The organism is Polaribacter sp. (assembly GCF_965660385.1).
Taxonomy (GTDB): domain Bacteria; phylum Bacteroidota; class Bacteroidia; order Flavobacteriales; family Flavobacteriaceae; genus Polaribacter.
Genome location: NZ_CBFHZT010000002.1, coordinates 24,546 through 37,959 on the forward strand (window position 1 = coordinate 24,546; position 13,414 = coordinate 37,959).

The window sequence follows — 13,414 nt, forward strand, 5'->3', positions numbered from 1 at the left end:
AATTTCATATTAATGCAATTTACCAAACTTTAAACCGATAAAAAATGTTCTTGGTGCATTTGGCCCATAAACATAATCTGAATCTCTAGTTGGACCAGTATCAAAATCACTTTGATAACTGTTGAAAATATTTTTAACTCCCACAGAAAAAGACGTCATAAAATTTTCATTAAAATCAAGATGAGATTCTAGTTTTAAATTCACATCAAAAAAAGGATCTACTTCATTCAATTGTAAAAAGCCAGAGTCGCTAATTACTAAAGGTACAACCATACTGCCTGTGTAGGTTCCAGTTACATCAAGATTAAATTTCTCATTAGGTAACCAACTTGTATTGAAATATCCATAAAAATCAGGGTTTCTTAGAAATTCATTTATAACAATATCAGTTTCTCCAAGAACAGAGCCATCTGTTTCAAAAAGAACTTGAGGATTATCGTAAGCAGTTTTTTGAATTGTACCACCTACTTGAAATTGAAGTTGAGGGTTTGGCGAAACACCAAACTCAAAATTACTTCCATAAACTTTGGCTCCAGAACCATTTCTAACTTCTTCTAAAATAGAACCATTAGGTAAAACTGCTCCAGTACTTACAATAGTAAAAGGGTTTTGTAATGTGGTATAAAAACCTTCCAGTAAAAAATCTAATTGTAATAAATTAATGTTTTTAGAATAGTTGAAAGAACTTGTAAAAGCATTTGAAAATTCAGTTTCTAAATTGTCCGAAAGGATTACAAAACTGGGTTCACCACCAACACTAGAAATATGTAAATCTTCATTAAACGCCTGCGATGCTCTAAAGCCTCTTGCATAACCACCTCTAAACTTCAACTCATCTGTAAATTGATAAGATATTGTTAATCTTGGTGATAAAGCATTTTGATTTACATCTACATCTCTATCAATACCTCCAACAGTATAGTTTCCATCTACAGCAACATTATCAAATCTTGCACCCAATAAGGCTGTGAATTTTTCCGAAGGTTTCCATTCGTACTGTGCATATAAACCAAAAGAATTTACAGTTTGATCTATTAATCTGTTATAACCTAAAATTTCATCTCTAGTATTGGTGTGATTTAATTCTGATCCTATAGTTAAAACATCGTTATTTTTAAACGATTTTGTAAACTGAACACCATTAACCCAGGCCAAATCTTTTGTGGTACCAAAAGCATTGTTAGCTGTAATACTATCTTGACGCGTTCTTCCTCCTCCTAAACCACCATAATAACTTTTTCTGTCTGTATTGGAAATTGAAGTGTAGATTTTCACTTTTTGAGTATCATCTTTATTAAAATGTTCATAATCTAAACCGCCAATAAAAGTGTCGTGATCTAATTCTTCTGTAATATCTGTAAATTGTGGTGCTAAATTTATTTGATTTCCTCCTCTTCTATATTCTTGAATTGAAGCCAAGTTCAAACTAAATTTACTTCTTTCTGTGGGTTTAAGAAAAGCATTGGCGCCAACAGTTGTATTTTTTAAGGCTACTAATTCTGTAAAACCATCTCCATTTGCATCAAAAGCATCTCTATTTCTGTAGTTACCAAAAAAGGAAACGCCACTATTTAAATCATCAGCAACTAACGAATTGTTAAAAGTTAACGTTTTATCAGTCGTTTTGCCATCAATTAATGCCAAATTTGATCCTATTTCCCAAGTATTTAAAATAGGGTCTTTTGTAATTACATTTATAGTACCTGCAATTGCACTAGAACCATAGAGAGCAGAACCACCACTTCTTACAACTTCAATACGTTCAATAATATTTGTTGGTATTTGTTCTAAGCCATAAACACCAATCAACGAAGTAAAAACGGGTTTACTATTTAAAAGAACTTGAGTGTAACCACCACTTAAACCATTTAAACGTACTTGTGTAAATCCACAATTCTGACAATTGTTTTCAACTCTAATTCCAGGAGCATAGTTTAAACCATCTGCCATAGATATAGATTGTGTAGCTTGTAATAACCTGGGTTTTATGGTAGAAACAACAACAGGTGCTTTTCTTTTTTCAACACGATTTCTAGTAGCTGTAACTACAACTTCTTCTAAACCTAATTGATCTTCAATTAAAATGAAATCTAGGGTTTTATTTTCTTTTTTTGAAATTGTAATGGTTTTGTTTGCTCTTCTGTATCCTTGATAACTTACTTCTATGGTAGCTTTACCAGATACATTTTCAAGTTTATAAAAACCGTTTATATTTGAAGATGTCCCATTATTTTCACCCCTAACATAAACAAACGCAAAAGGAATTACTTTTCCTTTTTTGGTAGTTATTTTTCCATTAACAGTTTGGCCAAATATAAAAGAGGTTGTTAATAAAAAAGAAATAAAAATTAGATACTTCATAAATTTATTTTTTACAAATATAAAATTTATTTTAGACTTGTCTAAAAATATATTTTGATTAAAATAAAAAGTATATATTTGTTCTTTTAAAATTGAGTGATGTTTACCCTTTCTGAAGAAAATTATTTAAAAGCAATATATCATTTAGAGTTAGGTTCTGATAAAGGAATCAGTACAAATGCTATCGCAGAACAATTAGAAACGAAAGCCTCTTCTGTAACAGATATGATAAAAAAACTATCTGAGAAAAAAGTTGTGGTTTATAAGAAATATAAAGGTGTAAAACTAACTGATTTAGGGAAGAAGATTGCTGCTAATATTGTTAGAAAACACAGGTTGTGGGAAGTTTTTTTGGTAGAAAAATTAAATTTTTCTTGGGATGAAGTTCATGATGTTGCAGAACAGTTAGAGCATATAAAATCACCAAAATTAATCAATCAATTAGATGCGCTTTTAGGTTTTCCAACACATGACCCTCATGGAGACCCTATACCTGACAAAGCAGGTAACTTAAAAACAATCGAAAAAAGTTTGTTATCAACCTTTGCAAAAAACGAAACTGGAATTTGTGTTGGTGTTGATGATTCTTCATCAGAATTTTTACAATTTTTAGATAAGAAAGGCATCACTTTAGGAAAAAAAATAACGGTTTTAGAAAAAGAAGATTTTGACGATTCTTTATACATAAAAGCTGGAGATGAGAAATTATCGATCTCAAAGAAAATAGCTAACAATTTATACATAAAAAAAATATGAATTTCTTCGATCAATTAGTTGCTTTTGGTAAAGCGCACCCTATAGAAGCTGCTTTGTATGCGTCTTTATTTACATGGGGTTTAACAGCTTTAGGGGCTGCTTTGGTGTTCTTTTTTAAGAAAATGAACAGAGCTGTTTTAGACGGAATGTTAGGTTTTACAGGAGGAGTTATGGTAGCAGCAAGTTTTTGGAGTTTATTAGCACCAGCTATAGACAATAGTCCAGGTGAGGGTTTTGTTAAAGTAATTCCGTCTGCTGTAGGTTTTGCATTAGGAGCTATGGCTTTGTTTGGTATGGATAAAATTCTACCACATTTGCATATTAATTTTAAAGAAAACGAAAAAGAAGGTGTTAAAACAGATTTGCATAGAACAACCTTGTTAGTTTTAGCCATAACATTACATAACATTCCAGAAGGATTAGCTGTAGGTGTCTTATTTGGAGCAGCATCTACTTTAGTAGGTGTAGAACAAACAGAAATGATTATTGCTGCAATATCTTTGGCAATTGGTATAGGAATTCAAAATTTTCCAGAAGGTTTTGCTGTAGCCATGCCTTTAAGAAGACAAGGTATGACAAGGTTTAAAAGTTTTTGGTATGGGCAATTATCTGCAATTGTAGAACCTGTAGCCGCTGTTTTAGGAGCGTTAGCAGTTTCTTTTTTCACACCAATTTTACCTTATGCTTTAGCATTTGCTGCAGGAGCCATGATTTTTGTGGTTGTAGAAGAGGTGATACCAGAAACACAGAGAGACAAATACACAGATATTGCCACACTTGGTTTTATAGGTGGTTTTATTGTAATGATGTCTTTAGATGTTGGTTTAGGATAAAATCAATTCATTTTTTAAAATATATATAAAGCAGCTTTTTTAATCAAAGAGCTGCTTTTCTTTTGTCTCAATTTTTTGTGTCTTGCCTTTAAAATGATTATTTTGCAGTAAAATTACGCTGTGCAAAAAACCTCGACTTTTCAAGTGTACAATGCTTCTGCAGGAAGTGGAAAAACATTTACTTTAGTTAAAGAATATCTTAAGGTGTTGTTAACCTCAGAAGATATTTACACTTTTCAAAAAATATTAGCAATTACATTTACCAACAAAGCTGCTGGTGAAATGAAAGAGCGAGTTTTGCAAAATTTAGAAGATTTTACAGCATTAAAAGAAAATGATTTACTCAAGATTATTTTACAAGAAACTACAGTAGATAAAACTACAATTCAAGAAAGAAGTAAAAAGATTTTAGAAGCTGTTTTGCAAAATTATTCAGCGTTTTCAATTACTACGATTGATAGTTTTACCCATAAAGTCATCAAGAATTTTGCATATGACTTAGGATTGCCACTTAATTTTGAAGTAGAAATGGATGCAGTTTCGTTATTGAATGAGGCTGTTGATGTCTTAATTTCAAAGATAGGTACTGATCAAAAACTTACGAAACTACTTATTGATTATTCTTTAGATAAAACAGATGATGACAAATCTTGGGATATTTCTAGAGATTTAAATGAGTTTGCTAAAATTTTATTAAATGAGGAAGATGTTAAGCATTTTAGAAAATTAGCTGATAAACAATTGGATGATTTTACCAATTTAAAAACCAAACTTTTTAGCAATCAAAAAGAGTTAAAAAAAATATTTCAACAAGTAGGTGGTGATTTTTTAGAGATATTGGCTAAAAATGATTTAGAAACGAAAGATTTTACGCGAGGTACAATTCCTAATTTTTTTAAAGAAATCAGTCAAAAAGGCTTCGATTTTAATTTTGTAGGACGAAGTGCAACCATTGAAAAAGCAATTGAAAATCATCAGTATTACAACAAATCAACAAAAGAGGCCACAGCGCAAACTATAGAAAATATTGTTCCAGAAATTGTGTCGTTTTATCAACAAGCAAAAGAAATTTACGGTCAATTTGTATTGAATAAACTAGCATTAAAAAGCATCATTCCTTTAGCCGTTTTAAACAATATCAATCAAGAATTAGAAACGATAAAAGAGGATAATAATATTAGGTTAAATGCTGAGTTCAATCAATTAATTTCTGATCATATAAAAGACCAACCAGCTCCTTTTATTTACGAAAGAATTGGGCAGCGTTTTCAACATTATTTTATTGATGAAATGCAAGATACTTCAGAGTTGCAATGGCAAAATTTAATTCCGTTAATAGATAATGCTTTAGCGCAAGAAAACAGCAATTTGTTGCTAGTTGGTGATGGTAAACAAGCAATTTACAGATGGCGTGGAGGAAAAGCAGACCAGTTTATAAATTTAGGTGCTGATATCGAAAATCCGTTTTTTGTAGAAAAGAAAATCGAAACCTTAGAAACTAATTTTAGGAGCTATTCTGAAGTCATCAATTTTAACAATTCGTTTTTTCAACATACTTCAAATTTTCTTCAAAATGAATCTTATAAAAATTTGTTTTTAGAAGGGAATCAGCAGTTGGAAAACAGTAAAAAAGGAGGTTATGTTGCGTTAGATTTTTTACAGAAAGAAGAAGAAAAAGATGATGAAAAACTAAAATATCCAAAGAAAGTTTTAGAGAAAATCAATCAAATTAAAGCCACTTTTTCGTTAAACGAGATTTGTGTCTTAACCAGAACCAAAAAAGACGGAATTGCCATAGCCAATTATCTTTCAGAAAACGGGATTTCAATAGTGTCTTCAGAAACGCTATTGTTGCAAAATAGTACAAAAATCAATTTTATTATTGATATGCTGCAAATAATTCAAAATCCTACTGATGAAGAAACCCGATTTGAAGTAGTGTACTTTTTGCATCAACATTTAAAAGTGGCAGCATCTAAACATCAGTTTTGCCATCAATTGGTAAAATTAGACGTTGTTTCACTCTTTTCAGCACTTCAAAAATATGGAATCACTTTTGATGTTTCAAACTTTCATCAATTGCCTTTTTATGAAAAAATCGAAGAAATTATCAGAGGTTTTGATCTCATAAATTCTTCTGATGCTTACATTCAATTCTTTTTAGATGTCGTTTTAGAACAACAAAGAAAAGAAACCACTGTTTTAGATTTTTTAGAGTTTTGGGAGCTTAAAAAAGACAAGTTAAGTATTGTTGCTCCAGAAAGTGCCAATGCTGTACAAATAATGACCATTCATAAATCTAAAGGATTAGAGTTTCCTGTGGTTATTTTCCCCTGTGATGTTGAAATTTATCGACAAATAAATGCAAAAGTTTGGTTAGATCAATTACCAGAAGATTTTGAAAATTTCGAAGAACTTTTAGTTTCTAATACTAAAGATTTGGCTTTGATAAACGATAGAGGTTTTGAGATTTTTAATCAACAAAAAGAGGAATTAGAGCTGGATAATTTCAACTTATTATACGTTGCGTTAACCAGAGCAGTAGAGCAACTGCATGTTATTACTGAGTATAAAATATCATCAAAAGGAGTAGAAAATACAAAGTATTATTCAGGAGTTTTTATCAATTATTTAAAAGAAAAAAATCTATGGAATGATGAGGTTTTAACCTATGAATTCGGAGATATAAACAGAATTAGTATCCAAAATAATACAGAAAATGTTGCAGAAATTCAGCAAGATTTTATTTCCACACCTTGGCAAGCTCATAATTTGGTTTTATTAGCAAACTCTTCAAAATTATGGAATACAGAGCAAGGAAAAGCAATTGATTTTGGGAATTTAATTCACGAGATTTTTTCTAAAATAATTACCAAAAGTGATGCGAGTAAGGTGATTTCTCAATATCACCAACAAGGTATTTTAAATGACGAACAGTTTGCAACTATTACTCAAAATGTAAATGATGTTGTAAATCACCCAAAATTAAAAGATTATTTTTCGGATGCTATAATTGCTTATAATGAAAGAGAAATTGTTAATATTGACAATCAAATTATCATTCCAGATCGTTTGGTTTTTAAAGATGATGAGGTTATAATTCTCGATTACAAAACAGGAAATCCGTCTAAAACTCACCATCAACAACTCTTAAAATATCAGCAAGTTTTAACATCAATGGATTTTGAAGTTAGTAAAAAACTATTAGTTTACATCAATGATAAAATTGATGTTGTTGAAGTTTAATCAATAGATAGAAACTTTGTAACTTTGTTTTTCTTAAATCAATAAAAAATGTACGGAAAAATTAAAGATACTTTAAAAAAAGAGCTTCAAGAAATAAAAGATGCTGGTTTATATAAATCAGAAAGAATCATTACATCTTCTCAAGATGCCGTTATTAAAATCTCTACAGGAGAAGAAGTTATTAATTTTTGTGCAAACAATTATTTAGGATTATCAAATCATCCAGCAGTAATTCAAGCAGCAAAAGACACTATGGATACGCATGGTTTTGGAATGTCTTCTGTTCGTTTTATTTGTGGTACACAAGATATTCATAAACAATTAGAACAAAAGATTGCAGATTTTTATCATACAGAAGATACTATACTATACGCAGCTTGTTTTGATGCTAATGGTGGTGTTTTTGAACCGCTTTTAACAAAAGAGGATGCCATTATTTCTGATAGTTTAAATCATGCCTCTATTATAGATGGAGTTCGTTTGTGTAAAGCAGCTCGTTATCGTTATCATAATAACGATATGAATTCTTTAGAGGAACAATTAATTGAGGCAAATACACAAAATCATCGTTTTAAAATTATAGTAACAGATGGTGTTTTTTCTATGGATGGTATTGTCGCTAAACTCGATGAAATTTGCGATTTAGCAGATAAATATGATGCTTTGGTTATGGTTGATGAATGTCATGCTACTGGTTTTATAGGTAAAACAGGTAGAGGAACTGTTGAGTTAAAGAATGTAATGGACAGAGTGGATATTGTTACAGGTACTTTAGGGAAAGCTTTAGGAGGAGCTATGGGAGGTTATACAACTGGTAAAAAAGAAATTATAGAAATTTTACGCCAACGTTCTAGACCTTATTTATTTTCAAACTCTTTAGCACCAGCAATTGTTGGAGCTTCTTTAAAAGTATTTGATTTAATTTCTGATGACACTTCATTAAGAGATCAATTAGAGTGGAATACAAACTATTTTAGAACAGAAATGGAAAAAGCAGGTTTTGATTTGGTTGGTGCAGATGCAGCTATAGTTCCTGTAATGTTATATAATGCTAAGTTATCTCAAGTTATGGCAAATAAACTTTTAGATGAAGGTATTTATGTAATTGGGTTCTTTTTTCCAGTAGTTCCAAAAGAAAAAGCTAGAATAAGAGTGCAGTTATCAGCTGCACATACAAAAGCAAATCTAGATAAAGCAATTAAGGCCTTTGTTAAAGTAGGTAAAGAGTTGAATGTTATTTAGAACTTATAAAAACTTGTAGTTTTAGTAATATTTTGTAGATTTGTCTTTGTAAATAGGTTATAACAACTTATTTTTGCGAGTAATAAGGAACTTTTAATTTAAAAATTTGATAATGAAACGATTAAAATTAGCTGTGATAGCTTTGTTTACGTTGTTTATGGTAAACAGCGTTAACGCACAAGATGAAAATAATCCATGGGCTGTAGGATTTGGTGTAAATGTGGTAGATTTTTACAGTCCAAATGCTGCTTTTATTGATAAAGCATTAGATCATATCGGAAGTGAGGAATGGAATTTTTTACCTTCTATATCTCGTATAACAGCAGAAAAGTATTTAGAAAAAGGATTCTCTCTTCAATTAGCTGGATCTATAAATAAAATCACTTATCTATATGAAGCAGATGATTCTGATTTTTTATATTATGCAGTTGGTTTAAACGTTAAGTATGATTTAAATAATTTATTTGGTGATACTGGATGGTTTGACCCTTTTGTATATATTGGTGGTGAATATGTTTCTGCTAATGCAGAAGGAGAAGGTATGCTAGGAACTGGGTTTGGATTTAATACTTGGTTTAACGATAATCTTGGTTTAAGTTTTCAACATGGTTCAAAATATGGTTTTTCTGATAAAGTAGAAAATCACATTCAATCTTCATTAGGTTTACTTATAAAATTCGGAGGAACAGATACTGATGGAGATGGTGTTTATGATAAAAATGATGCATGTCCTGAAGTACCAGGTTTAGAAGAATTTAATGGTTGTCCAGATGCTGATGGAGATGGTATCAAAGATTCAGACGATGCATGTCCAAATACAGCAGGTTTAGCTGCAATGAATGGTTGTCCAGATGCAGATGGTGATGGTGTTGCTGATAAAGATGATATGTGTCCAGATGTTGCAGGTACTAAAGCAAATAAAGGTTGTCCAGATGAAGATGGTGATGGTGTTGTGGATAAAGATGATAAATGTCCTTCTGTTTCAGGTCCTGCTGCAAATAATGGATGTCCTTGGCCAGATACTGATGGTGATGGCGTTTTAGATAAAGACGATAAATGTCCTAATGAGGCTGGTGTAGCATCTAATTCAGGTTGTGTTGAATTCAAAAAAGTTGAAGAAGGTACGTTTGAAACTCCTATATTATTTAACTTTGGTAGAGCAACTTTTAAAGCGGGTGTAACACAACAGTTAGATGGTATGATTGGTGTTATGAATGAGTTTGTTGATTCTGAATTTGATATCAATGGTCACACTGATAGTACAGGTACTAAAGCATACAATATGTATTTATCAGACAAAAGAGCAAATGCAGTTAAAGATTACTTAGTTGAGAACGGAGTTAAAGCTTCACGATTAACAGCTAAAGGTTTTGGAGAATCACAACCAATAGCATCAAATAGTACTGCTGCTGGTAGAGCAAAAAATAGAAGAGTAGAGGTTAAAGCAAATAATTAATCACTTAGCTTTTAAATAAAAAAAGTCTCATCATTATGATGAGACTTTTTTTATTTAAAATAACTTTTTAGTTTCAATCAAAAAAAGTAAATTTGCGCATTCTTAAGTGAATACAAGATTTTATCAAAAATAATAATTTAATTAGATACAAAAATGTCCACAACAACAGGTAAAGTTTCTCAAATTATTGGGCCAGTTATTGATGTAGAATTCAATACTGAAAATGAGCTTCCTAAGATTTACGATTCATTAGAAATTAAAAAAGCAGATGGTTCTGTTTTAGTTTTAGAAGTGCAACAGCATATTGGTGAAGACACAGTTAGAACAATTTCTATGGATGCTACTGATGGTTTGCAAAGAGGAGCAGAAGTTATAGCAACTGGTAGCCCAATTCAAATGCCTATTGGTAATGATATTTATGGACGTTTATTTAACGTAACAGGAGATGCAATTGATGGGTTAGGTAATTTAAAGAAAGAAGGTGAAAATGGTTTACCTATTCATAGAGCTGCACCTAAGTTTGAAGATTTGTCTGTATCTACAGAAGTTTTATTCACAGGAATTAAAGTTATTGATTTAATTGAACCTTATGCAAAAGGTGGTAAAATTGGTCTTTTTGGAGGAGCAGGTGTTGGTAAAACAGTATTAATTCAAGAGTTGATTAACAACATTGCAAAAGGTCATGGAGGTTTATCTGTGTTTGCAGGAGTTGGTGAAAGAACTCGTGAAGGAAACGATTTATTAAGAGAGATGCTAGAATCGGGAATTATCAAATATGGTGATGATTTTATGCATTCTATGGAAGAAGGTGGCTGGGATTTATCTAAAGTAGATAAATCTGGTATGATAGATTCAAAAGCTACTTTTGTTTTTGGACAAATGAACGAACCACCTGGAGCACGTGCAAGAGTTGCATTATCTGGTTTAACAATTGCTGAGTACTTTAGAGATGGAGCAGGTGAAGCTCAAGGTAAAGATGTACTTTTCTTCGTAGATAATATCTTTAGATTTACACAAGCAGGTTCTGAGGTATCAGCACTTTTAGGACGTATGCCATCTGCGGTTGGTTATCAACCAACATTGGCAACAGAAATGGGTGCTATGCAAGAGCGTATTACATCAACTAAAAAAGGTTCTATTACTTCTGTTCAAGCGGTTTACGTACCTGCAGATGATTTAACAGATCCAGCACCAGCAACAACATTTGCGCATTTAGATGCAACAACAGTATTATCTCGTAAAATTGCGGAGTTAGGTATTTATCCTGCTGTAGATCCTTTAGATTCTACCTCAAGAATTTTAACTGCTGATATATTAGGTGATGAGCATTATAATTGTGCACAAAGAGTAAAAGAAATTTTACAACGTTATAAAGAATTACAAGATATTATCGCCATTTTAGGTATGGAAGAATTATCTGAGGAAGATAAATTGGTAGTTCATAGAGCAAGACGTGTACAACGTTTCTTATCTCAACCTTTCCACGTAGCAGAACAGTTTACAGGTATACCAGGTGTTTTAGTTGATATTAAAGATACTATTAAAGGCTTTAATATGATTATGGATGGTGAGTTAGATAAATATCCAGAAGCAGCATTTAACTTAAGAGGGTCAATTCAAGATGCAATTGATGCCGGAGAAAAAATGTTAGCAGAAGCGTAATATAATAAGTTGGCAGTTGGCAGTTGGCAGTTTTTAACCAACAACTAATAACTAACAACTAAAAACTAAAGAAATATGTTTTTAGAAATTGTAACACCAGAAGCTATATTATTTTCATCAGAAGTTGATTCATTAACAGTTCCTGGTGTGAATGGAGAGTTTCAAATGTTAAATAATCACGCACCAGTTGTATCTGTTTTAAGAGAAGGTATTGTAAATATTCATATTCATTCTCAAACTAATATCGAGTTAGATGATTTGCATGGAAAATTAGTTCCGGATGAAGCTGATGATAAAATATTAACTTTAGCCATTAGCTCTGGTACTTTAGAATTAAATGACAATAAGGCGATTATTTTAGCAGACTAAAGTAAATTGTTGGTAAAAATTTAAAACTCAAAATAGTAACTATTTTGAGTTTTTTGTTTCTAAAAGAATTAAATAATAAAAAACATCTTTAATAATAAAGATGTTTTTTTTTGCAATTTCCCCTAAAGAGACTCTTCTTTTTTCTTAGTTCAAATTTGTGATTTTTTTTAGTATTGAGCTACAATGTAAACCCCTAAATCAAAAGGGGAAAAACCCTGTATTTTTTTAAACGATAATTCTATAGATATTTAAATTGTATTTTAGTATCAATTAATTTAAAATATTATTAAAAAATGAAGTCTCAATTTAATACACTGTTTTTTTTATGTTCACTGGCAATACTCATGTACTCTTGTAAAACAGAATGCGAACATGCCAAAGATGTTTCATGTTATCCAAATCATTCAAAACCAGCACAAATTATTACTTATGAAGAAATGGCAGATATGATGGATGCCTATGAAAAAGGAGCCAAGAAAGAATTAAACAAATACATTAAAAAAGAATCTAAAGGAAAAGATTCAGTTTCTACAGTATATAATTGGTATAAATTAGAAGACTTAAAACAATACATTGCTTATATTGAGAGAATTTCTAAAGAGAAAGATATTCCTGTAACTGGTTTTAGAATTTATCCTACTCAGTATTCAAAAAAATATAAGAAAAAAGAATTGAGAAATAGAAATACTATAATTTTTACACCTACTACAACTATAGATGGTAAGGATGATGCAGCTTTTGAGCCTCTATATTCAACCAAGGGAAAACCGGTAGGAATTACACAGTATTTAGAAAAAGTAAAAGCTAAAAAAGTAAATAAAGCAAGTATGCTTAATTTAAATTTTCAAAATGGTTTAGAGAGTTCATCCGCAAATAGAATGCAACCAACTCCTCCTTATTAATGTTTTTATGGAAATATCTGATGATGGTTTATTTATTAAAGAATTTGGAAGATCTCTTCAATATATAACATTATTGTTGTCTTTAATCTACTATAAAAAGTATAAAGGATATTCCTTTTATAAATTCTTTGTTTGTTATTTTTTAGTAATTGTAATTGTAGATGTTTTAGCTACTCACTTTTTTTCAAAGACAAATAATATTGATTTATTTAATGTTTATACATTTTTTGAATTCAATACTTTTGCACTCATTTATTATCATTTAATCAAAGAAAAGGCAAGAGTTAAAATATTTAAAATATTAGTATTTAGTTTTAATATTATTTATTTAATTAGTTTTTCTTTTAACTTTTATGTTTTATACACTATTCCTTTAGAAGGTGTTGTAAACAGTATAATCGTAATTTTATTTTTTATTGAATTATTAAATTCTGATAGAGTCTTAAATTATAAAAAATTGTTGTCCTTTTGGTTTTCAGTTAGTTTTTTAGTTTTCTATTTAACTAGTGTTCCATTTTGGTCTTTATACTACTCAAGTGTTTTTGAAACTAGAGCTATGTTTCCGATTATTTATTATCTTGCTACAG

Annotated in this window: 9 protein-coding genes; 8 read left to right on the plus strand and 1 reads right to left on the minus strand. The window is 30.5% G+C overall.

Features of this window, described 5'->3' with window-relative positions; all coding sequences use genetic code 11:
• Positions 1–9: 9 nt before the first annotated feature.
• Positions 10–2,361 (minus strand): TonB-dependent receptor, encoded by a 2,352-nt coding sequence (locus tag ACTG3V_RS00990; protein ID WP_439130256.1) that lies wholly within the window; start codon positions 2,359–2,361, stop codon positions 10–12.
• A gap of 99 nt (positions 2,362–2,460) precedes the next feature.
• Here ACTG3V_RS00990 and ACTG3V_RS00995 point away from each other — a divergent pair, with 99 nt between their 5' ends.
• The 8 genes from ACTG3V_RS00995 (at position 2,461) to ACTG3V_RS01030 (ending at position 12,827) form a co-directional block, all read left to right on the plus strand.
• Positions 2,461–3,117, plus strand: coding sequence for a metal-dependent transcriptional regulator (locus ACTG3V_RS00995; RefSeq protein WP_439130257.1), 657 nt, complete (start codon positions 2,461–2,463; stop codon positions 3,115–3,117).
• Positions 3,114–3,950: a ZIP family metal transporter gene (locus ACTG3V_RS01000; RefSeq protein WP_439130258.1), complete on the plus strand. Its 837-nt coding sequence runs from the start codon at positions 3,114–3,116 to the stop codon at positions 3,948–3,950. Before ACTG3V_RS00995 ends, ACTG3V_RS01000 begins: the two co-directional genes overlap by 4 nt.
• A 120-nt stretch (positions 3,951–4,070) precedes the next feature.
• Positions 4,071–7,196 carry a UvrD-helicase domain-containing protein gene (locus ACTG3V_RS01005; RefSeq protein ID WP_439130259.1) on the plus strand — a complete coding sequence of 1,042 codons (3,126 nt, stop codon included), beginning with the start codon at positions 4,071–4,073 and terminating at the stop codon, positions 7,194–7,196.
• 48 nt (positions 7,197–7,244) lie between these two features.
• Positions 7,245–8,438, plus strand: coding sequence for a glycine C-acetyltransferase (gene kbl, locus ACTG3V_RS01010; RefSeq protein WP_439130260.1), 1,194 nt, complete (start codon positions 7,245–7,247; stop codon positions 8,436–8,438).
• Positions 8,439–8,550: 112 nt separating this feature from the next.
• Entirely contained in the window at positions 8,551–9,894 is a 1,344-nt protein-coding gene (locus ACTG3V_RS01015; RefSeq protein WP_439130261.1) for an OmpA family protein, read from the plus strand.
• A 153-nt stretch (positions 9,895–10,047) separates the two neighbouring features.
• Complete coding sequence (gene atpD, locus ACTG3V_RS01020) at positions 10,048–11,556, plus strand: F0F1 ATP synthase subunit beta (protein WP_439130262.1); 1,509 nt, start codon at positions 10,048–10,050, stop codon at positions 11,554–11,556.
• A 75-nt stretch (positions 11,557–11,631) separates the two neighbouring features.
• Complete coding sequence (locus tag ACTG3V_RS01025) at positions 11,632–11,925, plus strand: FoF1 ATP synthase subunit delta/epsilon (RefSeq protein ID WP_439130263.1); 294 nt, start codon at positions 11,632–11,634, stop codon at positions 11,923–11,925.
• 293 nt (positions 11,926–12,218) lie between these two features.
• Positions 12,219–12,827 carry a hypothetical protein gene (locus ACTG3V_RS01030; protein WP_439130264.1) on the plus strand — a complete coding sequence of 203 codons (609 nt, stop codon included), beginning with the start codon at positions 12,219–12,221 and terminating at the stop codon, positions 12,825–12,827.
• Positions 12,828–13,414 lie beyond the last annotated feature (587 nt).

What these genes read in the sequence shown, in the direction of transcription:
- ACTG3V_RS01030 (WP_439130264.1), top strand. Translation starts at nt 12,219, where the DNA reads ATGAAGTCTCAATTTAATACACTGTTTTTTTTATGTTCACTGGCAATA.
- ACTG3V_RS01025 (WP_439130263.1), top strand. Translation starts at nt 11,632, where the DNA reads ATGTTTTTAGAAATTGTAACACCAGAAGCTATATTATTTTCATCAGAA.
- atpD (WP_439130262.1), top strand. Translation starts at nt 10,048, where the DNA reads ATGTCCACAACAACAGGTAAAGTTTCTCAAATTATTGGGCCAGTTATT.
- ACTG3V_RS01015 (WP_439130261.1), top strand. Translation starts at nt 8,551, where the DNA reads ATGAAACGATTAAAATTAGCTGTGATAGCTTTGTTTACGTTGTTTATG.
- ACTG3V_RS00990 (WP_439130256.1), bottom strand. Translation starts at nt 2,361, where the DNA reads ATGAAGTATCTAATTTTTATTTCTTTTTTATTAACAACCTCTTTTATA.
- kbl (WP_439130260.1), top strand. Translation starts at nt 7,245, where the DNA reads ATGTACGGAAAAATTAAAGATACTTTAAAAAAAGAGCTTCAAGAAATA.
- ACTG3V_RS01000 (WP_439130258.1), top strand. Translation starts at nt 3,114, where the DNA reads ATGAATTTCTTCGATCAATTAGTTGCTTTTGGTAAAGCGCACCCTATA.
- ACTG3V_RS00995 (WP_439130257.1), top strand. Translation starts at nt 2,461, where the DNA reads ATGTTTACCCTTTCTGAAGAAAATTATTTAAAAGCAATATATCATTTA.